The sequence below is a fragment of the Paraburkholderia susongensis genome (genome assembly GCF_900177725.1).
GTDB lineage: Bacteria > Pseudomonadota > Gammaproteobacteria > Burkholderiales > Burkholderiaceae > Paraburkholderia > Paraburkholderia susongensis.
In genome coordinates, this window is record NZ_FXAT01000005.1 from 561,636 (window position 1) to 586,508 (window position 24,873).

The following is a 24,873-nucleotide window of genomic DNA, read 5'->3' on the forward strand; positions in this document are numbered from 1 at the left end:
ATAATCGCGGACATCGAACCCTACACAAAACCGTACAGTCCGCTATGACGACAGTCGTTTCGTTCGAACCATTGTTTCCCGAAGACCGTGTACTCGATCCGCTGCTCGAGCGTACCGCGGAGCTCATCGATTCGTCGCAAAAGCTGCTTGCCGTAAGAGAAACGCCGCTTGCCGCGGCGCTCGTCCCGCAATTGCGCGCGATGAATTCGTACTACACGAACAAGATCGAAGGTCAGCACACCACGCCTGCCAGGATCGAGGCTGCGCTAAAACGGGACTACTCGGCCGACGTTGCCGAGCGCAAAAAGCAACGCCTTGCGATGGCGCATATAGCAACGGAAGCCGCACTCGAAGAAGAGTGGTCTTCGCTTGCGGTGCCCGCCCTGTTCGAGCCGGCTCGGCTTTCAACCATTCACGACCGATTCTTTTCCTATCTGCCGGCCGATGAGCGATTGACCAGCGAAGGCGACCCGATTGTGCCGGGCGAGCTTCGCAAAACGGAGGTCACCGTGGGTCGCCATCTGGCACCGGAGCCCGAGATGATCGAACCGCTCCTCATTGCGTGGGCCACGCGATATGCGCGGATACGAATCAAGGACTACCAACTGATCGGCATTGCCTGTTCGCATCATCGCCTGGCATGGATTCACCCATTTGCGGACGGCAATGGCCGGGTAGCACGTTTGCATTCCCATCTCGCCTTGCGCGCCGCCGATTTGACCCACGACCTATGGTCCCCGCTTCGTGGCCTCGCGCGCGAACATGAGCAGTACTACGCCAGATTGAGTGGGGCCGACCAGACGCGCCGCAATGATCTCGATGGCCGGGGCAATCTCTCTCAGGAGGGTCTCGTGCAGTTCGCGCAGTTCTTCCTCGACTGTTGTCTGGACCAGGTACGCTTTATGGTCCGCATGACCGGGTTCGACGGCATTGCAGATCGTCTGGCCGATCTATTGCGATATCTCGATTCCAATCCGTGGATGATCGGTTCGGAAAAATCGGTTATCAAACCGGAAGCTTCGGCGCTGGCAATGGAATTCGTCGCGACGCGTCGCGCAGTCACGCGCGCGGAATTCAATCAGATGCTCGGCGTAAGCGATGTTCTGGCTCGCAGGATTACGCGCTCGCTGCTCGATATCGGCCTGCTCAGTTCGCCCTCACATCGCGGCGACCTTTTCTTCGGACTCCCATTAGAAAGCCTTCGCTTCCTGTTCCCGCGACTCTGGCCGGAAGTCGATCAGGAGTAGGCCGTACTCCGCACCCGCCAGACAGAGCCGCTGGATACTCCCGGCGGCCCCTCGCAACGCCGACTGAATCACCCGCGTCACCCCTCTGCTGCGGCACACAAAAAGGCCATCGCTCACGCGCGCCCGCGGCTGCCGCGCGCAATTTCATCGCCCGCGCCTTGCGGCAGGCGTGCGGTAATCGGAATCGACAGGCACGAGAACAGGCCGACGACGAGAAAGGCCGGCCAGAAATCGGAGAACACGATTGTCGGATGGCCCTGCACATGATGCGAAATCTGCAGCACGATACCGGCAACCGTCACGCCGAGCCCGAGCGACATCTGCTGGATCACGCTCGCCACGCTCGTTGCGCGGCCGACATCGCTGCTCGGAATATCCGCATACGCGAGCGTATTGAGCGACGTGAATTGCAGCGACGGAAAGAAGCCGCCCACCAGCACGACACACCAGATCAGCCAGTGCGGCGTACCTGGAAAAAACAGCCCGTACACCGCGATCGCGAGACCCGCGCAAGCGGCGTTGACCATCAGCACCGTGCGAAAGCCGAAGTGTCCGAGAATGCGCGACGCCACCGTCTTCATGAAGATCGAGCCGAACGCGGACGCGCAGGTAATCGCGCCCGCCCTGAACGCGGTCATGCCGAGTCCTTCCTGCAACGCAAGCGGCAACAGAAACGGCACCGCGCCAAGTCCGATACGAAAGAGCGACCCGCCCACCACGCTCGCATGAAAACTCGGAATGCGCAGCAAACGCAGATCGAGCACCGGCAACGCGACGCGGTTCGCGTACAGCACGTAAATCAGCAGCAGCACCACACCCGTCACGCACATACCGACCGACTCACTGGTCGACACGAGTTCGCCGCCCACCAGCGAAAGCCCCAGCATGAATAGCGACGCGCCGCTCGCCGACAGCGCGAAGCCGATCCAGTCGAGCCGGCCCGGATGCGGCTCGCGCGTATTGGCGATGTGTTTGTTCGCGAGCCAGATGCCGAACAGGCCGATCGGAATATTGATGACGAAGATCAGACGCCAGTGCAGATACGTCGTGATAAAGCCGCCGAGCGGCGGCCCGACCACAGGTCCGAGCAGCGCCGGCACCGACAGATAGTTCATCGCGCGAATGAATTCGGACTTCGGCACCGAACGGAAAATGATGATGCGGCCTACCGGCACCATCAGCGCGCCGCCGATGCCCTGCACGAAGCGCGCGGCCACGAAGGTGTCGAGCGAGGTGGAGGCCGCGCACATCAGCGAGCCCGCCATGAAGATGCCGATGGCCGTGCGGAACACGGTGCGCGAACCGAAGCGGTCGGCCACCCAGCCGCAGATCGGAATGAACACGCCAAGGCCGATCACATAGGCCGTGACGGCGAGCTTCAGCGTGATGGGGTCGTGGCCGAGATCGCGCGCCAGAACCGGCAGCGACGTCACGATCACCGTGCCGTCCACGTTTTCCATGAACATCGCGCACGCGACGATCAGCGGAACGATGAAAGCGCCTAAAGCGAGCGGCATTGGCGTGGCGACGGGCGGCTAGGCCAGCAATGTAAAGCAACGATTATGGCATTGCGGCGGCAGCAGATGTGATGTTGTTGCGCGAAGGGATCGTGCCGCGCGCCGCAATGCGGCCGCTGAACGCGCAGCACGAGCGCCTTAGCGCGACGCGCTGACGAGCGGCTGCAACTGCGGCAGGATTTCGCGGGCTGCGCGCTCGACGTCGTTCGGGAAGTCGATCTCGATCCATGGCGCGCCGGTCACGTCGGCGGTATCGAACACCTGGCTGCGCTCGAGCAGCAGGTCGCGCACCGCTTCCTCGTGAGGCATGTTGGCGCGGCCGCTGTCGATATAGCCCGCCACGATCTGCGTAAAGCGCCGCGCGGTTTCCTCGCGGAAGCGGAAGAAGCCCACCGATTCGCCGATCGTGTCGTACTCGAGATTGACCGCGAGCTGCTTGCGCAATTCGACCGGCACGCCGTCTTTCAGGCACAGCTTGACGGGCTCGTCGCCCGCTTCGAAATCGCGGTCGATCAGGAGACGGTTGACCGAGTCGCCAGCCACGAGCGCGTCCAGAATGCGTTCGTCATAGAGCACGTCGGCGTCCATCAGCAGCACATCGCCGCCGCGCGTCAACGCATCGGCCACCGTATGCACCGTCAGCACGCTGCCGAGATCGAAACGCGGGTTCAGCACGGTCTCGACCTCATGCGGCCAGTTGATGCGCTCCAGTTCCGCCTGCACCGATTCCGGCTGGAAACCGAGCGCCAGCACGACATCGGTCACGCCGGCGGTTTCGAGCATTTGCAGATGCCGCTCGAGCAGGCTCATACCGTCGAACTGCAGCAGGCATTTCGGGAACTGGGCCTGCGGCGGCTGCTGAAGACGCAGGCCGAGGCCCGCGGCGAGAATGATGGCACGCATGCGCGGTCCTTTGAAAAAATACGGGAATCAATCGGCAACCGGCACGCGCTGCATGGAGCGCCGCCGTTGCCAGCTTCTTTCGCTGAAGTGCAAAACCAGCAGGCCCGGCAAGCCTAGCAGGATTTCGCGCGCGCGCTTGGCGAGCGAGAGCGCCAACGCCGCGTCGGGCGGCAGACCGACGAGCGGCGCGAGCAGCAGATAGCCGCCCTCCTGCACGCCGAGCGAGCCCGGAATCATGAACGCCGCGCCGCGAATCGCCTGGCCGATGCTTTCGAGCAGCAGCGCGTCGATCCAGCCGACCGGATGGCCGAGAAAACGCAGCGCAAGCCACACCTCGACCGTACCGACGACCCAGCCCACGAGACTCAATGCGAAGCTCGCCACGACCCGGCCGCGCTCGCGATACAGCGACTGCACGGCGGCATCGACGGCTTCCGCGCGCGTCATCAGCGAGGACCAGTCGCGCTTGCCGAACACCTTCGACACCACGCCGAGCAGCCGGCCGAACAGGCCGCGGCGCTGCGCGTAGTAGAAACTGGCGATCATCGCGCCGAGCACGGCCGTGGCGATCAGCGTCGCGATTCGCAGATCATGCAGCGCGCCGTGCGCGGCGTAGGCGCCGAACAGCGCAAGGCCGCCGAGCGCGAAGATGATTTGCGCGAGCGCCTGCCAGGTCGTGCTGACGGTGATCGCGGCGGCCGCATCGCGCAGCAGCATGCCGCGCTGCGACAGTTGCCGCACCATCACGACGGGCCCGCCGATCTGCCCGGCCGGCAGCAGGCTATTGACCGACTCGCCGATCCAGCGCGCGAACAACGCGTCGCGCAGCGACACACCGTGGGAAGCGCCGCGCGATTCGTCGCTGCGTCGCATCAGCACCGAGATCGCGCCTGCATCGAGCATGAGCGGCACGACGTGGAACGCCGCGACGACCGCCAGCCCCCAGCCGGCGGCGAGCAAGGTCGAAGCCACCGAGCCGAACCCCTGCCACGCGAGCAGGCCGACGAACAGCGCCGTGCCGATCGACAGCAGAAGCAGTGCGGCGCGACTCATGCGGAGCCCTTGCCGCGCGAGGCCATCTGACGGAAAACCTGGCGAAAACCGAAGTACGCGACCGCGTCCTTCATGTTCGAGATGAAACGGCGCCACGGCCGCATGTTGGGATCGGTGACGTACTCGAACGTGAGCGAGACGCGCATCTCGTTCGCACCGGCCGGCGTGATGCGGTGGCGGAGTTTGTCGCCGTCGAAAAACACGAGGCCGCCCGGCGGAATCTGCACCGAACCCGGCTGATCGGGCACGTCGGGATTGCGCGTATGCAGCTCGTAATCGAGCCGGCACGACGATTCGTCGATCACGCCGAGCAGCAGCGTGTAACGGCGTCCATCGTAGTAGGAAGTATCGTAGTGCCAGCCGATATGATCGCCCGGCCGCGTGTAGTAATAGAGCGCGTAGGCGTGCGGATCGTCGGCGGGCGAGACCTGCAGCTTGTCGCCGCTCAGTTGCTCGAGCCAGCCGATCAGCTCCTTCGAGCGATACAGCTCAGCGATGAACGGCGCAAGGCGGTCGATCGTATGGCGGCTTACGCTGCCGCCCTGCTTGTGACCTGGCAGATAGTTGCGGTTCACCTCGTCGAGCAGCGCCCGTGCGCTGTGGACCAGTTGCGCGGTGACTTCCGGCGCGAGAAAGTCTTCCAGGTAGAGAAACGCGTCCTGCGCGGCAAAGTCCTTGCGCAGACGCGCGTTGTCGAACGTGCGGGTGCGGCTCGCGACCGCGCGATCGGCCTGCGGTGCAGGCACGGCGGTCGTGAAAGCCGATGTACCGGCCACGGCGGACACCGGCGCGATCACGTCGTCTTCGGCGTGGGTACTCATTCGCTGGCTCAAAGTTAACGGGTTTCGGAGGCGTTGGCGGTGTCGGCTGCGAGGTGAGCGCTACGGCGCGAAACGCGCACGTAGTCGATCACCACCCATGCGGCGAAAAGCGGCGCGCCGATCGAGGCCACCACGACGAATGGCATCACGACGTTCGTCAGCGTGACGATGGGCAGCAGGTACAGCACGTCTTCGGTTTCGAAGCCGCCGACGGATGCCTGCTTCGTGCCCGCCTTGCCGACCATTTCCTCGATGCGCATGCGCAGGAAGAAGATCAGCGCGACCGCCACGCCGGCTATCGCACCGAGCACGCCCGGCGCGACCTCGGTGCCGCCGATTTGCACGCCGCCCGCACCAACGCCCGAACCAACCCCCACACCGACGCCCATGCCGACGAACAGCATCACGGTCACGAGCGCGTCACAGGCGAGGTCGTAAAAATGACCGATGCGGCTCGATTTGCCGCCGATACGCGCGAGTTCGCCGTCGGTATGATCGACAAAATTGGAGAGCACGATCAACAATGCGCCTGCATTGGTCCACGTGAATCCGCCGTGAGCCAGGCACAGCGCGCCCGCGAGGCCGATCAGCAGGCGCAGCGTGGTCAGATGATTCGGCGTGACCCAGGTATTGACGAGCGGCGTCACGAGCCGGCGGGCGAGCCGCGCGTCCCATGTGCGTGGCGGTGGAACATTAAATGGAGGTTGGGGTTGCGAAGTCATAACCCGGAAATATATACGGGATTACAAATTGTTGCTTTCCTCCCGTGCGTTTCTTTGCAGTTTGTCGATGACAATTCCGTGTCGGTCATGAAGCGGAATTCGCCGAATCACGATAAAGTGCGAATCCAGTTGCGCCCGGCCCGTCATGCTGAATCCCTTCGATATGCAATGCCCTGCGGGTCTACACGCGACGCCACTGGCCGTTGCGCATCCACGACATCGAATCCGGATTGCCGCTCAAGCTCATGAACCGTTTATTTGTCTCTCTATCGTTTCTCGTGGTCGCGGCGCTGCCGCTTCGCAGTTTCGCCGCAACGCCCGACGCGACGCTGGACGCGCCGCTCGTCTGCAACGAAAGCGGCCACCAGTTCATTGCTGACCTCATGAACCAGCAACTGATCAACCCGAAGCCGAGCCATGTCGAACGCAATTCGATCAACGCGTTTTCGCCGACGCCTAACGCCCATCTGACCGCGTTCGGCTTTCGCGTCTTCGCGGTGGTCGGCTTTGAAAAAGACGACCCGATGTTCCGTACCGGCGACGGCGAGCCGCTCGCGCAGTCCGCCTACGGCGTGGTCGTGTTCGGCAGCGAAGACAAGGTGCAGAGCGCGCTGACGGATGCGGGCAGCACGGCGATCGTGCATCACGTCGCGCCGCTCATCACCGCGATTTTCTGCAAGCGCAACTGAGGTTTGGGAAGCCAGGCCGCGGGGTCCCCGGCCCGGTCTGCCCAGGACGTTTCGATTCGGCCTGCGCCGCCCCTCTAACCCGGCCGGCGAAAGCCGCTTTCCACCCACGCGGCGGCGCTTGCCTTGGTGAGCTTGAAACCCGGCGCGACCTGAACCTGCGCGAGCTGTTCGCCGAAGGGATCGAGCGCGCTCAGCAGCGCATAGGGCTCGTCTTCGTCGGGGATGATGTCGAGCGTGATATCGAGTTCGCCGTCGCCGTCCGCGCTCGGCACCCGCACCGCCTTATGCAGTTGCGCGCGCAGTTGCTGCTCGTGGCGGCGCAGCACTTCCGAAGCGGTCTTTACCAGCGTGTTGAACGCCGAGACGTCGAGCGGCTTCGGGTCCTTCTTGTTGCGGCCCATTGTCCACGGTCCGACGAGCGCGGGTTCCGCTTCGCCGTCCTTGATCATTTCGACGGCCCAGCCGTCGTCGTCTTCATTCTTGATGACGCGCGCGGTCCAGCCGTTGTCGCGCCATAGACGATCTTCGTGCACGCTTTCGTCGAGGCGGGACGAATCTTCCGTGAGGGAATCAGCAGCCAGATCGGCATCTGCATTGGACGAGGAAAGGGGCGTGTCGGTCATTACAGGTTCACTCGCGTTCGCGGGGGCGAAAAACATATCGAACTTGCAATTCTACCCGCCAGGCAGATGCCGCCCTGCTCCCTCTGACGAACGGACAAGCCACGGCGCGCCTCGCGCCGTTCGAAACAAGCCAATTCGCGAGTCGCGGCAATGTATAAATCCGTTTTAAAAATCGCATAAAAAAACGCGACCCGAAGGTCGCGTGAAAAAATGAAAAAGACACCCTTGGTCAAAGGGGTCTAACAAAATTATAAGGGGCAAGCTCCTTCGGTTTAGCGGCAATGCCGGAAGACTGCATTGCGAAAAACAGCATGAATCGACGGCCATGAAGCGTCTCGCTGTTCCGTGCACCGTTGCGGCCGGGCCATGTTTTGGATTTGACAGCTTACGCGCAGTTTATTGTAAATAACATTTAACTTTTATCAGCCTGTATTTACGCGATTAATTCCCCTCATCTCGAATGCGGAAATTAATTGTCGTATCGCATTCAATTAAATACCCACATAACGGGCATTACGCTTCGCTGCGAAACGCCAAGGAGACGAACGAAGGCAGCAGGTAGTGACGGCGCCAACGCACGATGGGTATACTGCCCCGGCCACCTCATCCTCAGCGATGCCGCGACGGATGCACGGCGGCTTCGCCGCGAAGCAGTGCGTTGCGCACCAGCGCAGCGCGCTTCGCCCGCGCCTCACCTTCCCATGCACGACCGGGAACGCCGATGATCGGATCATGAAAAGACTTCTCCTGCTTACCTCCGCTGTCGCCATCACCGCCACCCTCGCCGCGTGCGGCTCCTCGAGCGGTCCCGCACGCGATGCGTCCGCGCCGCTGGTCTATGTGTCGTCGTCACGCACGCCTGCGTCCATCGCCGCCTGCCTCAAGGATCGTCTGCCGCGCGTTCGCACGTCGCAAGCCGGCGCCACGACCGAACTCGCGGTCGGCTCCGATTCGAACAACTCGTACTTCATCACGCTGACGCCGCTCAACGGCAGCACGACCATCAAGGTCATGCATCCGGCCAATGCTCCCGCCGATCCGCCCGAAGAGGAAATGCGCTTCGACATCGCGCGCTGCGCGACCTGAGCATCGCTTCGCACGTTCACGGCCCCGGTATCGTGAACGCCGTGAACGTCATGAACGCAAGGCCGATGCACGAATTTTTATCTCGCGCATCGGCTATTTTTTTATCCGCTCATCTGCGAACATAGCCGCCCTCTGTTTTTCGCGCGGCGCTCGTACCGCGAGTTTCGATGGCATCCAGCAAGGCACATCATGCGACCGGTTTTGCGGCCGGCGTCATCGCGGCGGTCATCGTCGCGCACAACGGCGGCAGTCTGTTTCATCCGGGCGTGCTGCTGGGCTTCATCGCCGGCGTGGCCGGCGGCACCGCGCCGGACTGGCTCGAAGTCGCATGGTGGTCGCGCGCGCGGCGGCTGTGGATCACGCATCGCACGCTGACGCATTGGGGCATCGGATGGCTCGCGTTGCTCGCGGTGTCGTACCGCTCGCTTGGGCATTCGCTCTACGCCGCGCCCGCGTTCGGTTTCGCATGCGGCGGCCTCATGCACCTGCTCGCCGACTGGCCGAATCCGCTCGGCGTGCCGTGGATCGCCAGACGGCATTCGTTGAATCTATGGAATAGCGGGCACTGCGATCTGATCGTGGTGGCGGCATCGTGGGCGGCGGCGTGGTTCGTCGGCGAGCATCTGTGGCTGCATGGCGCGCATGGGCTGCCGTGGTGGGAGCATTTGCGCGTGGGGTGAGGGAGCGGGTTGCTGGCCACATGCACCGCTCATCACTGCCGCCCCTCGTCGCCGCGTTCGCCTTCGCGGATCTTGCCTTGCGACACGCTGCTGCCCGGCGGCACGCTATGCGTGAGCCACACGTTGCCGCCGATCACCGAGCCGCGCCCGATCTTCACGCGCCCGAGGATCGTCGCGCCCGCGTAGATCACGACGTCGTCCTCGACGATCGGATGCCGCGCATTGCCCTTGATGAGCGTGCCGTCTTCATCGGCCGCAAAGCTCTTCGCGCCGAGCGTCACCGCCTGATAGACACGCACGCGCTCGCCGATGATCGCGGTCTCGCCGATCACGACGCCCGTGCCGTGGTCGATAAAGAAGCTCGGCCCGATCGTCGCGCCCGGATGAATGTCGATGCCGGTCGCCGAGTGCGCGATCTCGTTGATGAAGCGCGCGAGCAGCGGCACGCCGAGCCGATGCAGCGCATGCGCGAGCCGGTGATGTGTCATCGCCCACACGCCCGGATAGCAAAGCAGGATTTCGGTGATGTGCTGCGCGGCGGGGTCGCCGGTGAAAGCCGCCTGAATGTCGCTTACGAGCAGCGCGCGAATGCCCGGCAATTGCGTCGCGAATTCGCGCGCCACCGCGAACGCGCGCTCCTGCAACTCCGTGTCCGGCGTCGCGCCGAACTCGGGCAGAAAGCGCAGCGCGCGGCGAATCTGTTCGGCGAGCAGACGCAGGGTGCTCTCGAGCGTATGGCCGACGTAGTAGTCGACGGTTTCGTCGGTCAGATCGGGCGCACCGTAATGGGTGGGAAAGAGCGCGGCGCGCAGGCCGGTCACGATGTTGACGACCGCTTCACGCGACGGCAATTCGCGAATGCCGAGCGGATGCCGTGTGCGATGCAATTGTTCGCGCGAGGCGCGCAGATCCGCGACGATCTGTTCGAGACCCCAGTTCTGGGTAGGCACGTTAGGCATAAGGACAGCGCCGTGCGACGAACACGGTTCGAAGTGGTTATGCGCAGAGATTACCGCGTTTTATCGTGACTCGCGCGCGGTGGCTCGCACCGTGCGGCTCAGCGCGGCCGACGCGCGCGGCCGTGCAGCCCGCATGCGTTCATGGTGCGCCGTGTGCGTTCCGTTCTTCAGATAGTCATGCTGCTCGCGTCGATCCAGCGCACTGCCCAGTCGCGGGCATGTGCTATCGCGGCAGCTTCGTCGGAAAAACGCAGCTCGGTGGGAAAGAAACGGTTGGCGACCAGTTCGCCGTCGCTCGAGCGCGAAATCACCACATACGGTTGCCAGCTGCCGTCGCCCGCGCGCGCCGGTTCACAATTCAGCAGATAGCCGCGATGTGTGAATGCAGCATCGAAGTGCATGTGTTGCCCGCCCCTGACAGCCCCGGAATAGGTATTCAGTCGCGCGGCCATTTTGTTGTTCATTATTTCCGACCACGGTGGAGCAGCCGGAGCATGTCGTCAATTTAGCCGCGCATCGCTCGTCGGAGTAAGATCATACTCTGTAGAAAATATGCGTCCATTAAAAAAAACGAAAAGAATCGCGAACGCAATCGCCATCTAATCGCGCGGAGAAACGTCCGTCGCATGAGAGCACCTGGCATGCACAGGGCAAGTGCCGCGCGAGAGAAGTGTGAAAGAAGCGCCGTGTCACCCGGAACGGCTTTTGCTGCCTTCAACCATGTCCTCTTCAGGAGAATGCACGATGAACAGCGCGATCAGCAAGCCAGAAAACGCCGGCACGAAACCGGACGCGAGGAACCCGAAAACGACGGACCTGCACAACGACCGCACGCACGACAGCACCGTCGACACCGACGGCAAGAATCACGAAGCCGCGCGCATCGCGGGCTACAGCGTGATCTCGCCCGACGAAATCACCACGAGCAATGCGACGCTCACCAACAGCGTGCCTGAAGCGCTCGACGGCATGGCCGGTTTCGACAGCCGGTCTGGCGGCAATCATCTGCTGCTCGCGCTCGAGCCGGGTTACGCCGTGATCGACCGGGGCATGATCGCGCCGCAAGCCGTCTATTCGGCCGACCATCAATACGACGACCCGCGTCCGGTCGGGCGCCGTCAGGACCGCGGCCGCATCCATTACGCGCTCAATCATTTGCGGCCCGCGCGCGTAATCGAATTGCATCGGCTGAAATAGGCGTGGGCCGCGCATTGCCGCATGCGGGTTCGCGTTTGAATTGCGGCGTTTATTCCCATTAATCAATCAATAAGAGAGCACGCACCGTTTCAATTCTGGTGCGTGCCTCGAGCAGCCGCCTCAGTGAATCTCCGGCTCGCCCGCCTGACCCTCGCCCGCGACGCCATCCACTGATGCCTGCGCCCCCCCGCGTTGCAGAAAATCGAAGTCGCAACCACGGTCCGCCTGCATCACGTGCGCCTGATGCAGCGCGCCGTAGCCGCGCGCAAAACGCGGCACCGGTTTGATCCATGCGGCCTTGCGGCGCGCAAGCTCCTCGTCCGATACGAGCATGTTGAGCTTGCGTTGCGGCACATCGAGTTCGATCAGATCGCCGCTTTGCACGAGCGCGAGCGGCCCGCCGACGAACGACTCAGGCGCCACATGCAGCACGCATGCGCCGTAGCTCGTGCCGCTCATGCGCGCATCGGAGATGCGCACCATGTCGCGCACGCCCTTTTGCAGCAGCTTGCGCGGAATCGGCAACTGGCCCCACTCGGGCATGCCCGTGGCGACCGGCCCTGCGTGCTGCAACACGATCACGCTGTTTTCGTCGATGTCGAGCGCTTCGTCGTCGATGCGCGCCGCCATGTCGTTGTAGTCGCTGAACACGACCGCGCGGCCGGTATGCACGAGCAGCCGCGCCTCGGCCGCACCGGGTTTGATGACGGCGCCATCGGGCGCGAGATTGCCGCGCAGCACGGCGAGGCTGCTGTCCGGCAGCAGCGCGGCAGTGCGGCGGCGAATCACGTCGTCGTTGAAAATCCGCGCGCCTTCGAGGTTCTCGCCGAGCGTGCGGCCATTCACGGTTTTCTGCGAGCGGTCGATCAGTTCGCCGAGTTCCGCCAGCAACGCGCGCAAGCCGCCCGCATAGAAAAAGTCCTCCATCAGATACGCGCCGGTCGGCCGGATATTCGCGAGCACCGGCGTGCAGCGCGCGATCTCGTCGAAGCGATCGAGCGTCAACTCGATGCCCGCGCGCCGCGCCACCGCGATCATATGCACGACCGCATTGGTCGAGCCGGACAGCGCGAGGCAGGTGGTCACCGCGTTGTCGACCGAACCGGCCGTGAGCAGGTCCGATGGCTTCAGGTCCTCCCACACCATCTCGACGATGCGCATGCCGGTGTGCACCGCCATCTGCGCGTGGCGCGAATCGGGCGCCGGAATCGATGCGAAGCCGGGCAGCGTGAAGCCGAGCGCTTCGGCCGCGCTCGTCATCGTCGAGGCGGTGCCCATCGTCATGCAATGCCCCGGCGAGCGCGCGATGCCGCCTTCGATGCCCTGCCAGTCCTCCGGCGTGATCGTGCCCGCGCGCAGTTCGGCCCAGTACTTCCAGGAGTCCGAGCCGGAGCCGAGCGTCACGCCGTTCCAGTTGCCGCGCAGCATCGGACCGGCGGGTAGAAAGATCGCGGGCAAGTCCATCGAAATCGCGCCCATCAGCAGCGCGGGCGTGGTCTTGTCGCAGCCGCCCATGAGCACGACGCCATCGGCGGGATAGGAACGCAAAGTCTCCTCGGCTTCCATCGCGAGGAAGTTGCGGTACAGCATCGTGGTCGGCTTCTGGAACGGCTCGGAAAGCGTCTGCACCGGCAGCTCGACCGGAAAGCCGCCGGCCTGCCAGATGCCGCGCTTCACCTCCTCGACGCGCTGCCTGAAATGCGTATGGCACGCGTTGATCTCGCTCCATGTATTGAGAATCGCGATGACCGGCTTGCCCGCGTATTCGTCGCGGTTGTAGCCCATCTGCGCGGTGCGCGAGCGATGTCCGAACGAACGCAGATCGTTCGCGCCGTACCAGCGGTGGCTGCGCAATTCCTCGGGGGTCTTTCTCTTCGTCAACGTCTACTCCAGGATTTCGTCATGCTTCAGTGCCTCTCTTCCTTCACGCGCGAGACGATCTGCGTGGGACTCACGAATTGCAGCGCGATCAGCACCCAGATCAGCGTGATCGCCATATAGATCATCGCCATTGCGTCGATCGATTGCGGCGCGCGCACACCGGTTGAAAATACAGCGTAGTACAACGCGACCACGAGCGTTTGCGTCGCCGGTCCCGCTGTGAAAAACGTCAGCTCGAACATGCCGATCGTGCGCACGAGCACGAGCAAGCCGGCCGCCAGCATGCCGGGTACGAGCAGCGGCAGCAGCACGTAGCGGAAATAGCGGAACGTGTTCGCGCCGAAAATGCGCGCGGCCGCTTCGAGATTCGGATCGATCTGCTCGATGAACGGCGTCATCACGAGAATCACGAACGGCAATGCGGGCACGAGGTTCGCAAGAATCACGCCCCACAGCGTACCGGCGAGTCCGACCTTGTACATGACGGTCGCCATCGGAATGCCATAGGTGACGGGCGGCACCATCAGGGGCAACAGAAAGATCAGCATCGCGAGGCGCTTGCCCGGAAACTGCACGCGCGCAAGCGCATACGCGGCGGGCACGCCGAGCAGCACCGACAGCAGCACGACCGCGCCGACCACCTCGACGGTCACCCACAGTACGCTCGCAAGCTGGAAGTCGCTCCACGCCTGCGCATACCAGTGCAGCGTGAAGCCTTGCGGCAACGCGGTGCCGAACCAGCGCGTCGCGATCGAGTTGACCGCGACGGTCGCGATCAGCAGCACCACGTTGATGAGGAAGAATGCCATCAGGGTCCACACGAGCACCTGCCAGATGCGCCCCGCCACGCTCGCGCGCTGCCGCGCGTGGCTCACGGGCTCGCGCGCGCCGTCGCCCGGCTGTTGCGAAGCGGACACGGCCCCGGATGCGGACCATTCGGGCTGCGCCGCGCGGCGATCGGTCGTCATCAGCCTTTGCCTCCGGTTACGGGGCCGCGGTAGAACCAGCGGCGCGCGCCGAGCAGCGCGGCAACCACGAGCAACTGCACGAAGCCCATCACCATCGCAATCGCCGAGGCCAGCGAATAGTCGTAGCTTTCGAACGCGGCTTCGGCGGCCGCAATCGACATCACGCGTGTCGGTCCCGCGGGCGCGCCGAGCAGCACCGCCGACGGAAACACCGAGAACGCCTGCACGAAGGACAGACACGCGGCCATCGTCAGACCCGGCATGAGCAGCGGCAGATAGATGCGGCGAAACTGCTGCCACGGACTCGCGCCGAGCGTCGCGGCCGCGCTCGCGAGCGTCGGGTCGATACCGGTCACGTACGAGAGCGTGAGCAGAAACGCGAACGGAAAGCCCGACACGATCAGCGAGAGCAGCACGCCCGTGAAGTTGTGCGTGAGGCGCACTTCCTGCGTGTACAGATGCAGCGCCTGCAAGGCCTGCGGCAGCCAGCCGTGCGGCCCGAAGTACGTGAGCATGCCGTCGGCGATCAGCACGGTGCCGAGTGTCACGGGAATCACGAGCAGCGTCGTGACGATCTTCTGATAGCGCGAATAGCGGCGCAGCGCAAACGCGACCGGCACCGACACGCCGACGTTGATGAGCGTGGCCGGCACCGCGAGCTTGAGCGTGACGAAGATCGTCGGCCACATCGACGTGTCGGTGAAGAACGTCAGATAGTTGGCCCAAAGACCGCCGCCGTTCATCGGCTGGAACGACAGCACAAGACCGTAGGCGAACGGATAGATGAAGAGCGCGACGATGAAGAGCAGCGCGGGCGCGACGAGCCATGCCTTCGCATCGCGCGGAGCAAGCGGCGGCGATAGTGTGGGCGTGTTCATGCGGCCTCGGCCTCCGCGTCATAGACGAGCACGCACGACGGCCGCACGCGCAACGCGATGCGCTCGCCTTGTGCGAATTCGCCGGTGACGCGCGCCCAGACGTCGCCGAATGCGGTCTTCACGCGCAGCAGCGAATCGTGGCCGCCGTATTCGACCTCGCTCACGAGCGCGTCGAACGCGTTGTCCGCGCCCGGCGCGGCGCGCTCCATGTCCTCGGGGCGCAGCGCGACGGCGACGCGTTTGCCGTCGAATGCGGCCATCGGCGTGCCGACGAGACGCACGCCGTTCGCGCTCACGCTCACGCCATCGCCCTGCGTGCCCTCGAGCGTGAACGCGGCGACATTGCGATAGCCCATGAAACGCGCGACATGCAGATTGTGCGGCCGCGTATAGACCTCTTTCGGCGTCGCGACCTGCTGCACGACGCCCTCTTTCATCACGACGATGCGGTCCGCCATCGACAGCGCTTCGTCCTGGTCGTGCGTCACATAGAGCGTCGCGCGTTCGAGCTGCGTATGAATGCGGCGAATCTCCGCGCGCATTTCGATGCGCAGCTTCGTGTCGAGATTCGATAGCGGTTCGTCCATCAGGATCAGCGGCGGCTCGATCACGATGGCGCGCGCAATCGCGACGCGCTGCTGTTGTCCGCCGGAGAGCTGACCGGGCAGCTTGTGTTCATGGCCGACCAGTTGCACGAGCTGCAACGCGTCGCGCGCGCGGCGCATGATTTCGCTCTTGCCGACGCCGCGCATCTTCAGTCCGAAGCCGACGTTGTCGAGCACGCTCATATGCGGAAACAGCGCGTAGTTCTGGAACACCATGCCGAAGCCGCGTTTTTCCGGCGGCAGCACGTCGATGCGCCGCTCGTCGAGCCAGATGCCGCCGCCAGTGAGCGGCTGCAAGCCGGCGATGCAGTTGAGCGCCGTCGACTTGCCGCAGCCCGATGGCCCCAGCAACGCGATGAACTCGCCGCGCCTGATCGTCAGATCGAGCCCTTGCAGCGCCGCGATCGCGTGGCCTTGCGCGTTCGTGAAACTGCGGCTCACCGAATCGAGCCGCAACTGCTCAAAGTGATGCTTCATGGTGGTTTCCTGGTCCGCGTGGCGCTGCGGATGCCGTAGGCCCAGCGGTTACGGCGCATGGGCTCACCCTAGCGAGTCTTCTGCGCGCCGACGTCGCTATCCCACTTCTTGAAGGCCGCAACCATCGCCGCCGCACTGAGCGGCAACACATGCGGATGATCGGTCAGCATTTTCGCGTATTCGGGGCGGCCGTACTTGCGCAGCACTTCCTGGCTATGCGCGGGCGCCTGCTCGACGGTGACGCCCTTGATCGCCGGGCCCGGATAGAAATAACCGTCGTCGTAGGTCATGGCCTGCTGCGCGGGCTCCAGCATGAAGTTCATCATCTTGTAGAGCACGTCGAGCTTTTCCTTCGGCACGCCCTTCGGAATCACCATGTAGTGCGCGTCGTTGACCCACGTCATGTTGTCGAACGGCTGCACGCGGAATTCGGCCGGCACGATGCCGAGCGCGCGCGGGTTGATGTCCCAACCGGTCACCGTGACGGTCATGTCGCGCGTGCCCTCGCCGAGTTCCTTCATCACCGCCGAGGTGCCGCCCGGATAATAAGGAATGCAATCGTTTAGCTGCCTGAGGAACGCCCACGTCTTGTCCCAGCCATGAATCGGGTCCTGCGGGTCCTTGTCGCCGAGCACGTAGGGCAAGCCCATCAGGAACGTGCGGCCAGGGCCCGAGTTCGCCGGCCGCGCGTAGATCAGCTTGTCGGGATGCGCCTTGCACCATTGCAGCAATTGCTCGGGTGTCTTCGGCGGATCGCTGACCTTGGCCGGGTTGTATTCGAGCAGCGGACCGGCCGGCATATACGCGACTTCGAGCCCGTAGCCTTGCGCGAGATCCTGCATCTTGCGCGGACCCGGCGCGTATTTGTCGAGCACGCCCGGGAATTGCGCCGCGTTGTCGGGCAAGAGCTTGATCCACAGATTCTGTTCGATGCCGGCCGCGAGCGCGTCGGTGCCGGTCAGCACGAGATCGATGTCGGAGCGGCCCGCGGCCTGCATCGCCTTGATCTTGCCGGGCAGTTGCGGCGCGGGCGCGTTCGTGAAGGTGATGTTCGCGACGAGGTTCGGATACTTCGCCTTGAACGCCTCGAAGCCTTTTTGCGTGAGTTGGAGGTCGCCCGCGACATCGACGATATTGATCGTGACCGGATCGGCCGCGCGCGCGGCGGGAGTGAAAATGGCGCCCGCTGCGAGACATGCGGATACCAGCTTGAGCGACAACCTGTGCGAAACAGTCATTGCGTCTCCTCGCTTCTTGGTATGGAAGCCCGCCGGTCGATACGCTGCGGGCGTTGTCTTTCTACCAATGGAACATAGCGAAGCGCAACAGCCGATGTCAAGCAAATAGTCGCGGCGTCGCGCGGCGTGCGAAAGCGGCCGCTTTTGCGGGAAATCCTTGTCGCTGAACGGTTTGCGCGCTGCATCCAGGGGCAAACCCGAGCGGGCGAAGAAGCCGCAACAAACGTTGTCAGGCAAGCGGATGACTGGCGTGGCTGGGGTGGCTGGGGGGTGGCTGTGTGTGGGGCGCGCGCTGTTGCCGCCGTTGGCGCCTCTACACAGCGACGAGTCTATCGCCCGCCCGGCACTCGCAATCAACCACCGCGTACACCCTGCGTGTTCACGTACAGCGCGTACAGCCCATGGCTCGCCGCCATGAACAGCCGGTTGCGATGCCGTCCGCCGAAGCACACGTTCGCGCAGCGCTCCGGCAACGCGATGTGGCCGAGCAACTCCCCTTGCGCGGTGAAAACGCGCACGCCGTCGAGTTCGTCGGTGCCCATGCCCCAGCCGCACCACAGGTTGCCGTGCAGGTCGACGCGAAAACCATCGGGCGTGCCCGGACCCGCGTCGATCAGCACGCGATTGTTCGAGAGAGTCGCGCCCTTGCCCTTACCATTGCCGTCCGCATCGACATCGAATACGCGAATCTTGCGCGGCTCGCCACGCGATTCGACGACGTACAGCAGCGACTCGTCCGGCGAAAACGCGAGGCCGTTGGGGCCGAGCACGTCGTCGGCGACGACCGCTACTTCGCCCGACTGGCCGTCGATCCGATACACGCACGCAGGCAACTCCGGCTCCTGCTTTTCGCCTTCGTAGAAGCTGTCGATGCCGAAGGTCGGATCGGTGAACCAGATCGAGCCGTCCGATTTCACGACCACGTCGTTCGGCGAATTGAAGCGCTTGCCCTGATAGCGATCGGCGAGCACGGTGATCGAGCCATCGTATTCGGTGCGCGTCACGCGGCGCGTCAGGTGCTCGCAACTGACGAGGCGCCCCTCGCGGTCGCGCGTATGTCCGTTCGCGTTGTTCGACGATTGCCGGAATGTGCTGACGGCGCCGGTCGTTTCGTCCCAGCGCAGGATGCGGTCGTTCGGAATGTCGCTCCACAGCAGATAGCGGCCGTCGCCGAACCACACCGGCCCCTCCGACCAGCGCGCGCCTTGATACAGGCACTCGACCGATGCCGACGCGAGAATCAGCGACTTGAAGCGCGGGTCGAACACACGGATGGAAGGATCGGGATAGCGTCGGCTGTGGTCGGTCATGCTCGTTCCTGAGTGTGAGAGGGAGTCGGGTGGATTAGCGCGAATTCGCGCTCGAGCGCGAGCAGCGTTTGCGCGGCCTGCGCGATCTTCGCATGATGCTCGGCCGGTGTCGGACTGAGCAGCGGCAGAAGCGGCCCCATGCGGGCGATGCCTGAAAACGTGACCGCGTCGTGCAGCACGCGGATCAGCGAAATTTCGTCGCGCAGCGTTTCGAGCGGCAGGAACGCGTCGTACAGACGTTGCGCGGTGTCGCTGCCGTTGCTTTGGCCGTTGCTTTGGCCGTTGCTTCGGCTGCTGCGCGCCGCGTGCAGCAGCGCCATCACCATGCGCGGCGCGATGCAGCCGGAGCCGGTGGTCCATGCGGCAAGGCCGAATTCGCGCAGATGCACGAGCGCGGGCCGCTCGCCCATGCCAGAGACGACCTTCGCGGCCGGTACGCTCTGCAGCAACCGGCGCAGATACGGATCGTGCGCCGGATCGTCACGCACGATCGCGTATTTGACGGCGATCAGCGTACCGCGCTCGATGAGCCGCGCGAGCGCGTCGACATCCACGTAGTTTTCGCTCTTGAGGTACACCGTGAGCGGCATGCCCGCCGTGTCCGCAATCCGCGCGAGCCCCGCCTCGACGCCCGCGGAGGTCGTGAAGCCGCCGAGCGGCAGCACCATTGCGGTCCGGTAACGCGTTTGCGCGAGGATGCGCGCCTGATCGAGCATCTTGCCGTAATCGGGGCCGATCGCCGGGATCACGCGCGTGGCGGGACTCGCGGCGTCGGCGAGCAGGTCTAGCAGTTCACGGTATTCGCTGACCGCGGTGTGATAGAGGTTCGCGTTACCGCCGTACAGCAACGTGCGCACGCCGCCGCCCTCGATATGGCGGATCAGCGCGAGATTCTGCCCGGGGTCGAGCGCGTAGTCGGCACGGCGCGCGAGCGGCGGCACGGCCATCACCGAGGCCGCGAACTCGCCGTCATGGAGCGGAGATTCGTTCATGATGGTTCACGCCGGGAGGCAAGACCAGGGAATTTCACGGTAGCACCGGCGTCGCAATGTCGTCAAACAACCCGGCCTCGAAGGCGCGCGGCAGGTGCCCCTGCTACCTGCCATGCCGATCTCAAACCGGGAGCTATCTATTTTGTATGACAATAGAGCCTGTGCGCAGCTTCTCACGCGCCGCTGCGGCTCCTTTTCAAGAGAGCGGATGCCGGGCCGGAATTAATCCGCGTCCCAGATAATCGGACAATTGCAATTAATCAGAGGCAGGCTGGCAATAATGCTGTCAATGAAATGCATTAAATTGATCTGACTTTTTGGCAATTAGCTTTCCCAATAACCTGAAAATCCTGAATGAGTTAAAAATTTAACACGCATATTTTTTCGTGGCGCCACGGGTCCTCTCCCTCCCTTCAGCAGGGGATCCGCCGCGTGGCGAATTCATTTTGGTGTTAGATTAGACGGATAAAACAAGCGGACGGAATGCCGATCCGCCATTAACCGCAAACGGGATGTTTGCGATCCCGAGAGAGTCGAAAATTGTCGCTACATTTTATCGAGCAGATGGCACCGCTACTGGACGCCGCCGACGAGTCGGAATGGTTCGGTGCGATCGCGGGCCTCGCCGAGACATGGGGCTTCGACAAGATTCTGATCGCCATACTGCCGCGCCCAACTATGCGTCTGGAAGATGCCTACCTGCGCAGCACCTATGCGCCTGCGTGGCGCAGGACCTATGACGACGAGGGAATGGTTCACATCGATCCGACGGTCGTGCATTGCCTTTCGCGCGTCGCGCCGCTGATCTGGAGCCCGGACATTTTCACGACCACCGCGCAGCAATCCCTTTACGAAGAAGCCCGCTCGTACGGCCTGCGCTCCGGGGTCTCGCTGCCGATTCATGGGCCGAACCAGGAAGCCGGCATGATGTGCTTCGTCAACGACAGCAGTCTGACCGAGGGATTCCGGCGCGATGTCAACGCCGTGTTGCCGAATCTGGTGTTATTGCGCGACCTCGTGATCGACACCAGTCAACGGCATCTGAACACGTATGCACAGACGTTGTTGCCCAAGCTCACGCCCCGCGAGCGCGAATGCCTGAAATGGACCGCGCGCGGCAAATCCACATGGGAGATATCCCACATCCTGAACTGTTCGGAAGCCGTGGTGAACTTCCACATGAAGAACATCAGGACGAAATTCGGTGTGAATTCGCGGCGCGCGGCGGCCGTGATCGCAGCACAACTCGGGCTTATTGACCCGGGTTGAGCAACGCGGCTGCGTCAGGGCTCACCATCAAGCGTTCGGCACGGCCCAGGTCGGCGTCGGAAACGGTCTTGGTGAAGTACAGGCCTAGCAGGATCGACACCGGCGCAGGAATCTCCGCACCCGACTCGAAGCGGCTGCCGCGCGATTGCGTGACGCCGAAGCGCGCCCAGAAACGGCGCTGGCTCTCTTTTTTCTTCTTGCGATAGGCGATGATCAGAACGCGGTCCACCGCCGAGGAAATCTCCGCCGGACGCGCCTGAAGATGGGTTTGCGGTTGCCAGTGATTGTCGAGAAGTTCCATTTTCGAGCCTTGTAGGTTGGGGGCGGATACGTGTTTGAATTTTGCGTTACCCGATAAGCATGCACACCTATCCAGGTAGGTAGGTGGCGGAGAAATTCAAAATGCATAAGTTTTTCTGCGTACTGGCATCCCCAACACGTTCAGGAGAACGTCATGCAAACCACGATCCGTATTGGAATGCGGCAAGAATTCGACAACGAGATCATCAACGAGATGTATCGCCTACGGGCCCGGGTGTTTCACGGCCGGCTCGGGTGGGAAATTCCGACCATCGCGGGCATGGAGATCGACGGCTACGACGCGCTCGGGCCGCACTATATGCTGATTCAGGACGAAAACCGGCAGTTACGGGGCTGTTGGCGCCTGATGCCGACCGAAGGCCCCAACATGCTGAAAGATACCTTCCCGCAGCTGCTGCACGGCGCGGCCGCGCCGGTCGGGCGGCATATCTGGGAGTTGAGCCGGTGGGCGATCGAAACCGGCGGTGAGGAACAATCGTTCGGCTTCACGGACATGACGATCCAGGCAATCCGGGAAGTCATGCGGTTCGCGCAGCGCATGGGCATCACGCACTACGTCACCGTGACCACCACGCCGATCGAACGGATGCTGCGCCGCGCCGGCCTCGATATCAGGCGGCTCGGCGAGCCGGTGCAGATCGGCGTCGAGCGGGCGGTGGCGCTGGATGTCGCGGTGAACGCGAAGACTCTCACTTCGCTGTTTGGAGCGGTCGCGGCTGCGGCTTGATTGCGGGGCTTGATTGTGCGGCCTGATTCGCGGCCTGATCGCCGACAGCGATCTGGTTGCGACCGGCTTAAGGCGGCGGCAACCTCGCGGCGCGCGCCGACTCAGGAGCCGAACATCCGTTCGAGCGCATTCTCGAGATGTACGCGCATCGCCGTGCCCGCGCCCGCCGCGTCCTTGCGGCGAATCGCATCGAGCACCGCCATGTGCTCGGCCTGCACGAGCCGCTGCCGCTCGACTGTTTTCACGAGCGACAGATTGCGCGACAGGTTCATGCTGAACAGGATCTGTTCCTCGATGAACGACATCACCGTGATGAAAAACGGGTTCTTCGACGCGCGCGCGACCGCGAGGTGGAACATGAAGTCATCCTTCGCGCCGATTCCCTGCGCCTCGATGATGCGCTCGAGCTCGTCCCACGCGCGCTGGATCGCGGCGATGTCGTCGGCATCGGCCTTGAGCGCGGCCTGCGCGGCCGCGCCCGCTTCGGTCACGATGCGGAATTCGTAGCAGCGGCGGATGTCGGATAGCGTTTCGAGCGGCGCGAACCGGCGCACGTCCGGGTCGGGCCGCCGCGCGACGGTCGTGCCCGAACCGTGCCGCGTCGTAATGATGCCGTCCGCCCGCAGCCGCGCCAGCGCTTCGCGCACGGTCGGCCGCGAGGTCGCGAAACGCTCGGCGAGCGCATGCTCGGTGGGCAGGCGCTCGCCTTCCTTGTACTCGCCTTCGAGGATGCGGTTGAGGATGTCGCCGTAGATCTGGTCGGGCAAGCCCTTGGTTTTTCGATCGTTCATCAGCGGACTGGGCAACTTGTCTGAATATGGGCTGATTGTAAGGCCAACTCCGCGACGCCTTCAGCAAACTTATGCACCCCGGATTTGACCGGGGACCGGCGGCGCAGGCCGCCACGCCCTGGGCCGCGCCCCGCGCCATTCCGGAAAATTTGGCAAATGTTTGATTTACATCCTGGTCGGGCGCATCTTTTTTCTGGCAATCAATTAAGCTTCATTGGTATAAAAGACCAATGGGCCTTGGCCGCTGCAACGGCCGCGGCAAACGGATTTCTCAGACGTGGAGTCGATATGTACACACGCATTCTCGTCGCGGTCGACGGCAGCAACACCTCGCGCCGCGCATTCGAAGCAGCGCTCGACCTCGCCAAGTCGAATGGCGCGCTTCTGCGACCCTTCTATGTCGTCGAAAACACGCCGATGTACTTCGAAGCGCCCGGCTACGACCCGTCCATCCTGCGCAACCGGCTGATCGAGGAAGGCCAGGAACTCCGCGCGGAATTCTCGAAGGCCATGGCCGACCAGGGCGTGAAAGGGGAACCGGCGGTTTCCGAAGCGTCGTCGCTTGGAGATGTATCGGAAATCGTGCTGAAGGCCGCGGAAGAATTCGGCGCCGACCTGCTCGTGATGGGCACGCACGGCCGGCGCGGCTTCCAGCGGCTGATTCTCGGCAGCGTCGCCGAGCGCTGCGTGCGCCAGGCCACGCTGCCGGTGCTGCTGATCCCGTCCGCCGCGGGCACGGACAAGGAACCCGCCTGAGCTTTGCACCACGCGGCAAGGAAGCGCGCTCAGAACGCCTACGCAACGGCACGCGTCACTTTGCCGCCTGGCCCGCGCAATAGCGGGTGGGACAATCGATCACCACTACGATAACCGCGCGCAGACCATGTCGACTTCTTCCGCTGTTCCTCATTCCTCGACCCGTCCCCCGGTCCGCGCCGCTGGCACGACCGACCGCAGCACCAGTTCGCCGCCCGCGCGCGGCAGCCGCCGGGCCCTGCCGCAGCGCGCGGCCGCGCGCACCGCCGCGCGCTGCTCGAGCTGTTCGATGCGGCAGCTCTGCATGCCGCAAGGGCTGTCTGCGGAGGAACTGCCGAAGCTCGAAACGCTGATCTGCTCGGCGCGTTCCGTGCCGCGCGGCGAAGCGCTTTATCGCAGCGGCGACCGATTCAACAACATTTATGCGTTGCGCTCCGGCTCGATGAAAACCTTGATGGTCCATCGCGACGGCCGCGAGCAGGTCACAGGTCTGCGCCTTGCCGGCGAAGCGCTCGGACTCGACGGCATCAGTGCGGACGTGCATGCGTGCAGCGCCGTGGCGCTCGAGGACAGCACCGTCTGCATCGTTCCGTACAGCGCGCTGAAGCTGCTGTGCCGCGAGATCAGTTCGATGCAGGAACGCATGCACAAGCTGCTCGGCGCGCAGATCGTCAGCGAGGCCACGCAGATGATGGTGCTCGGCTCGCTGTCCGCCGACGAGCGCGTTGCCGCCTTCCTGCTCGACGTGTCGCAGCGCAATGCGCAGCGCGGCTATTCGTGGGCGGAATTCAATCTGCGCATGACGCGCGAGGACATGGGCAGCTATCTCGGCCTGACGCTCGAAACCGTGAGCCGCACCCTGTCAAGATTTCAAAAGCAAGGCCTCATCGACACACAAGGCAAGCACATCCGCATCGTCGATCTCGAAGGGCTGCGCCAGGTCTGAGCCCGTCAGCATGGGCACAGCGGGACTAGCGGCCGTGCGCGGCCGTTGTCCCCACATGCTCCCTCACGGCTTTTTCGCGCGCTTTTCGTCTTGGCATGGCTCCTGCGAGCAGGTACAGTCTTTGGACTGTCCCCCACCGCAAGCATCCTGCCTGGGATCGGAGTGAGTGCCGAAGCGCCAGCTCCGATCGACTCGCTAAAGCATGGGACCGGAGTAA

The 24,873-nt window shown here is 63.6% G+C and carries 26 protein-coding genes; 9 read left to right on the plus strand and 17 right to left on the minus strand.

The window, feature by feature from the left end; translation table 11 throughout:
* Positions 1-44: 44 nt before the first annotated feature.
* Positions 45-1,247, plus strand: a complete 1,203-nt coding sequence (locus B9Z01_RS18710) for a Fic family protein (protein ID WP_085485635.1) — start codon at positions 45-47, stop codon at positions 1,245-1,247.
* 113 nt (positions 1,248-1,360) lie between these two features.
* Here the strand turns inward: B9Z01_RS18710 and B9Z01_RS18715 are convergent, their stop codons facing one another.
* The 5 genes from B9Z01_RS18715 to B9Z01_RS18735 form a co-directional block, all read right to left on the minus strand.
* Positions 1,361-2,764, minus strand: coding sequence for an MFS transporter (locus tag B9Z01_RS18715; RefSeq protein WP_085485637.1), 1,404 nt, complete (start codon positions 2,762-2,764; stop codon positions 1,361-1,363).
* Between the two features lie 138 nt (positions 2,765-2,902).
* Entirely contained in the window at positions 2,903-3,667 is a 765-nt protein-coding gene (locus tag B9Z01_RS18720) for a phosphocholine cytidylyltransferase family protein (RefSeq protein ID WP_085485639.1), read from the minus strand.
* Between the two features lie 27 nt (positions 3,668-3,694).
* Complete coding sequence (locus B9Z01_RS18725) at positions 3,695-4,720, minus strand: lysylphosphatidylglycerol synthase domain-containing protein (protein ID WP_085485641.1); 1,026 nt, start codon at positions 4,718-4,720, stop codon at positions 3,695-3,697.
* A complete protein-coding gene (locus B9Z01_RS18730; protein ID WP_085485643.1) occupies positions 4,717-5,541 on the minus strand; it encodes a HalD/BesD family halogenase in 825 nt (274 codons plus the stop codon). Before B9Z01_RS18730 ends, B9Z01_RS18725 begins: the two co-directional genes overlap by 4 nt.
* A 14-nt stretch (positions 5,542-5,555) precedes the next feature.
* Positions 5,556-6,263, minus strand: coding sequence for a CDP-alcohol phosphatidyltransferase family protein (locus B9Z01_RS18735; RefSeq protein WP_085485645.1), 708 nt, complete (start codon positions 6,261-6,263; stop codon positions 5,556-5,558).
* Positions 6,264-6,508: 245 nt separating this feature from the next.
* Between B9Z01_RS18735 and B9Z01_RS18740 the strand changes: the two genes are divergently transcribed.
* Complete coding sequence (locus B9Z01_RS18740; protein WP_085485776.1) at positions 6,509-6,952, plus strand: hypothetical protein; 444 nt, start codon at positions 6,509-6,511, stop codon at positions 6,950-6,952.
* A gap of 74 nt (positions 6,953-7,026) precedes the next feature.
* On the opposite strand, the gene B9Z01_RS18745 is transcribed toward B9Z01_RS18740, so the two are convergent.
* The gene (locus B9Z01_RS18745; RefSeq protein WP_085485647.1) at positions 7,027-7,575 is read right to left on the minus strand and encodes a hypothetical protein; all 549 of its coding nucleotides are present in this window, start codon (positions 7,573-7,575) and stop codon (positions 7,027-7,029) included.
* Between the two features lie 732 nt (positions 7,576-8,307).
* On the opposite strand from B9Z01_RS18745, the gene B9Z01_RS18750 reads away from it, so the two are divergent.
* Both B9Z01_RS18750 and B9Z01_RS18755 read left to right on the plus strand, forming a co-directional pair.
* On the plus strand, positions 8,308-8,661 hold the full coding sequence (locus tag B9Z01_RS18750; RefSeq protein ID WP_143808977.1) for a hypothetical protein: 354 nt from the start codon (positions 8,308-8,310) through the stop codon (positions 8,659-8,661).
* Between the two features lie 167 nt (positions 8,662-8,828).
* Positions 8,829-9,341 (plus strand): metal-dependent hydrolase, encoded by a 513-nt coding sequence (locus B9Z01_RS18755; protein WP_085485651.1) that lies wholly within the window; start codon positions 8,829-8,831, stop codon positions 9,339-9,341.
* 32 nt (positions 9,342-9,373) lie between these two features.
* Here the strand turns inward: B9Z01_RS18755 and epsC are convergent, their stop codons facing one another.
* Together epsC and B9Z01_RS18765 are read right to left on the minus strand one after the other, a co-directional pair.
* Complete coding sequence (epsC, locus tag B9Z01_RS18760; RefSeq protein ID WP_085485653.1) at positions 9,374-10,300, minus strand: serine O-acetyltransferase EpsC; 927 nt, start codon at positions 10,298-10,300, stop codon at positions 9,374-9,376.
* Between the two features lie 167 nt (positions 10,301-10,467).
* Positions 10,468-10,701 carry a hypothetical protein gene (locus B9Z01_RS18765; protein WP_085485655.1) on the minus strand — a complete coding sequence of 78 codons (234 nt, stop codon included), beginning with the start codon at positions 10,699-10,701 and terminating at the stop codon, positions 10,468-10,470.
* A 343-nt stretch (positions 10,702-11,044) separates the two neighbouring features.
* Between B9Z01_RS18765 and B9Z01_RS18770 the strand changes: the two genes are divergently transcribed.
* On the plus strand, positions 11,045-11,497 hold the full coding sequence (locus B9Z01_RS18770; protein WP_085485657.1) for a DUF3005 domain-containing protein: 453 nt from the start codon (positions 11,045-11,047) through the stop codon (positions 11,495-11,497).
* A 120-nt stretch (positions 11,498-11,617) separates the two neighbouring features.
* On the opposite strand, the gene araD is transcribed toward B9Z01_RS18770, so the two are convergent.
* From araD to B9Z01_RS18805, 7 genes are all read right to left on the minus strand, one after another.
* Positions 11,618-13,378 (minus strand): L-arabinonate dehydratase, encoded by a 1,761-nt coding sequence (araD, locus tag B9Z01_RS18775; RefSeq protein ID WP_085485659.1) that lies wholly within the window; start codon positions 13,376-13,378, stop codon positions 11,618-11,620.
* Between the two features lie 26 nt (positions 13,379-13,404).
* Positions 13,405-14,346: an ABC transporter permease gene (locus B9Z01_RS18780; protein ID WP_085485661.1), complete on the minus strand. Its 942-nt coding sequence runs from the start codon at positions 14,344-14,346 to the stop codon at positions 13,405-13,407.
* Positions 14,346-15,224 (minus strand): ABC transporter permease, encoded by an 879-nt coding sequence (locus B9Z01_RS18785; protein WP_085485663.1) that lies wholly within the window; start codon positions 15,222-15,224, stop codon positions 14,346-14,348. The genes B9Z01_RS18780 and B9Z01_RS18785 overlap by 1 nt, the downstream gene beginning before the upstream one ends.
* Positions 15,221-16,306, minus strand: coding sequence for an ABC transporter ATP-binding protein (locus tag B9Z01_RS18790; RefSeq protein ID WP_085485665.1), 1,086 nt, complete (start codon positions 16,304-16,306; stop codon positions 15,221-15,223). The genes B9Z01_RS18785 and B9Z01_RS18790 overlap by 4 nt, the downstream gene beginning before the upstream one ends.
* 68 nt (positions 16,307-16,374) lie before the next feature.
* A complete protein-coding gene (locus tag B9Z01_RS18795) occupies positions 16,375-17,544 on the minus strand; it encodes an extracellular solute-binding protein (RefSeq protein WP_085485667.1) in 1,170 nt (389 codons plus the stop codon).
* A gap of 353 nt (positions 17,545-17,897) precedes the next feature.
* Positions 17,898-18,854 carry an SMP-30/gluconolactonase/LRE family protein gene (locus tag B9Z01_RS18800; protein WP_085485669.1) on the minus strand — a complete coding sequence of 319 codons (957 nt, stop codon included), beginning with the start codon at positions 18,852-18,854 and terminating at the stop codon, positions 17,898-17,900.
* Positions 18,851-19,846 carry a dihydrodipicolinate synthase family protein gene (locus B9Z01_RS18805; protein ID WP_085485671.1) on the minus strand — a complete coding sequence of 332 codons (996 nt, stop codon included), beginning with the start codon at positions 19,844-19,846 and terminating at the stop codon, positions 18,851-18,853. The genes B9Z01_RS18800 and B9Z01_RS18805 overlap by 4 nt, the downstream gene beginning before the upstream one ends.
* A gap of 564 nt (positions 19,847-20,410) precedes the next feature.
* On the opposite strand from B9Z01_RS18805, the gene B9Z01_RS18810 reads away from it, so the two are divergent.
* The gene (locus B9Z01_RS18810; RefSeq protein ID WP_085485673.1) at positions 20,411-21,115 is read left to right on the plus strand and encodes a helix-turn-helix transcriptional regulator; all 705 of its coding nucleotides are present in this window, start codon (positions 20,411-20,413) and stop codon (positions 21,113-21,115) included.
* Here B9Z01_RS18810 and B9Z01_RS18815 read toward each other — a convergent pair.
* Positions 21,099-21,416 (minus strand): helix-turn-helix domain-containing protein, encoded by a 318-nt coding sequence (locus B9Z01_RS18815; RefSeq protein ID WP_085485675.1) that lies wholly within the window; start codon positions 21,414-21,416, stop codon positions 21,099-21,101. The genes B9Z01_RS18810 and B9Z01_RS18815 overlap by 17 nt on opposite strands.
* Positions 21,417-21,569: 153 nt before the next feature.
* Between B9Z01_RS18815 and B9Z01_RS18820 the strand changes: the two genes are divergently transcribed.
* Positions 21,570-22,163: an acyl-homoserine-lactone synthase gene (locus tag B9Z01_RS18820; protein WP_085485677.1), complete on the plus strand. Its 594-nt coding sequence runs from the start codon at positions 21,570-21,572 to the stop codon at positions 22,161-22,163.
* A gap of 101 nt (positions 22,164-22,264) precedes the next feature.
* Here the strand turns inward: B9Z01_RS18820 and B9Z01_RS18825 are convergent, their stop codons facing one another.
* Positions 22,265-22,954 (minus strand): FadR/GntR family transcriptional regulator, encoded by a 690-nt coding sequence (locus B9Z01_RS18825; RefSeq protein WP_085485679.1) that lies wholly within the window; start codon positions 22,952-22,954, stop codon positions 22,265-22,267.
* A gap of 288 nt (positions 22,955-23,242) precedes the next feature.
* Here B9Z01_RS18825 and B9Z01_RS18830 point away from each other — a divergent pair, with 288 nt between their 5' ends.
* Entirely contained in the window at positions 23,243-23,710 is a 468-nt protein-coding gene (locus tag B9Z01_RS18830; protein WP_085485681.1) for a universal stress protein, read from the plus strand.
* 127 nt (positions 23,711-23,837) lie between these two features.
* On the plus strand, positions 23,838-24,656 hold the full coding sequence (gene fnr / locus B9Z01_RS18835) for a fumarate/nitrate reduction transcriptional regulator Fnr (RefSeq protein WP_143808978.1): 819 nt from the start codon (positions 23,838-23,840) through the stop codon (positions 24,654-24,656).
* The last annotated feature ends 217 nt before the right edge of the window (positions 24,657-24,873 follow it).

What these genes read in the sequence shown, in the direction of transcription:
- B9Z01_RS18710 (WP_085485635.1), top strand. Translation starts at nt 45, where the DNA reads ATGACGACAGTCGTTTCGTTCGAACCATTGTTTCCCGAAGACCGTGTA.
- B9Z01_RS18715 (WP_085485637.1), bottom strand. Translation starts at nt 2,764, where the DNA reads ATGCCGCTCGCTTTAGGCGCTTTCATCGTTCCGCTGATCGTCGCGTGC.
- B9Z01_RS18720 (WP_085485639.1), bottom strand. Translation starts at nt 3,667, where the DNA reads ATGCGTGCCATCATTCTCGCCGCGGGCCTCGGCCTGCGTCTTCAGCAG.
- B9Z01_RS18725 (WP_085485641.1), bottom strand. Translation starts at nt 4,720, where the DNA reads ATGAGTCGCGCCGCACTGCTTCTGCTGTCGATCGGCACGGCGCTGTTC.
- B9Z01_RS18730 (WP_085485643.1), bottom strand. Translation starts at nt 5,541, where the DNA reads ATGAGTACCCACGCCGAAGACGACGTGATCGCGCCGGTGTCCGCCGTG.
- B9Z01_RS18735 (WP_085485645.1), bottom strand. Translation starts at nt 6,263, where the DNA reads ATGACTTCGCAACCCCAACCTCCATTTAATGTTCCACCGCCACGCACA.
- B9Z01_RS18740 (WP_085485776.1), top strand. Translation starts at nt 6,509, where the DNA reads ATGAACCGTTTATTTGTCTCTCTATCGTTTCTCGTGGTCGCGGCGCTG.
- B9Z01_RS18745 (WP_085485647.1), bottom strand. Translation starts at nt 7,575, where the DNA reads ATGACCGACACGCCCCTTTCCTCGTCCAATGCAGATGCCGATCTGGCT.
- B9Z01_RS18750 (WP_143808977.1), top strand. Translation starts at nt 8,308, where the DNA reads ATGAAAAGACTTCTCCTGCTTACCTCCGCTGTCGCCATCACCGCCACC.
- B9Z01_RS18755 (WP_085485651.1), top strand. Translation starts at nt 8,829, where the DNA reads ATGGCATCCAGCAAGGCACATCATGCGACCGGTTTTGCGGCCGGCGTC.
- epsC (WP_085485653.1), bottom strand. Translation starts at nt 10,300, where the DNA reads ATGCCTAACGTGCCTACCCAGAACTGGGGTCTCGAACAGATCGTCGCG.
- B9Z01_RS18765 (WP_085485655.1), bottom strand. Translation starts at nt 10,701, where the DNA reads ATGCACTTCGATGCTGCATTCACACATCGCGGCTATCTGCTGAATTGT.
- B9Z01_RS18770 (WP_085485657.1), top strand. Translation starts at nt 11,045, where the DNA reads ATGAACAGCGCGATCAGCAAGCCAGAAAACGCCGGCACGAAACCGGAC.
- B9Z01_RS18780 (WP_085485661.1), bottom strand. Translation starts at nt 14,346, where the DNA reads ATGACGACCGATCGCCGCGCGGCGCAGCCCGAATGGTCCGCATCCGGG.
- B9Z01_RS18785 (WP_085485663.1), bottom strand. Translation starts at nt 15,224, where the DNA reads ATGAACACGCCCACACTATCGCCGCCGCTTGCTCCGCGCGATGCGAAG.
- B9Z01_RS18790 (WP_085485665.1), bottom strand. Translation starts at nt 16,306, where the DNA reads ATGAAGCATCACTTTGAGCAGTTGCGGCTCGATTCGGTGAGCCGCAGT.
- B9Z01_RS18795 (WP_085485667.1), bottom strand. Translation starts at nt 17,544, where the DNA reads ATGACTGTTTCGCACAGGTTGTCGCTCAAGCTGGTATCCGCATGTCTC.
- B9Z01_RS18800 (WP_085485669.1), bottom strand. Translation starts at nt 18,854, where the DNA reads ATGACCGACCACAGCCGACGCTATCCCGATCCTTCCATCCGTGTGTTC.
- B9Z01_RS18805 (WP_085485671.1), bottom strand. Translation starts at nt 19,846, where the DNA reads ATGAACGAATCTCCGCTCCATGACGGCGAGTTCGCGGCCTCGGTGATG.
- B9Z01_RS18810 (WP_085485673.1), top strand. Translation starts at nt 20,411, where the DNA reads ATGGCACCGCTACTGGACGCCGCCGACGAGTCGGAATGGTTCGGTGCG.
- B9Z01_RS18815 (WP_085485675.1), bottom strand. Translation starts at nt 21,416, where the DNA reads ATGGAACTTCTCGACAATCACTGGCAACCGCAAACCCATCTTCAGGCG.
- B9Z01_RS18820 (WP_085485677.1), top strand. Translation starts at nt 21,570, where the DNA reads ATGCAAACCACGATCCGTATTGGAATGCGGCAAGAATTCGACAACGAG.
- B9Z01_RS18825 (WP_085485679.1), bottom strand. Translation starts at nt 22,954, where the DNA reads ATGAACGATCGAAAAACCAAGGGCTTGCCCGACCAGATCTACGGCGAC.
- B9Z01_RS18830 (WP_085485681.1), top strand. Translation starts at nt 23,243, where the DNA reads ATGTACACACGCATTCTCGTCGCGGTCGACGGCAGCAACACCTCGCGC.
- fnr (WP_143808978.1), top strand. Translation starts at nt 23,838, where the DNA reads ATGTCGACTTCTTCCGCTGTTCCTCATTCCTCGACCCGTCCCCCGGTC.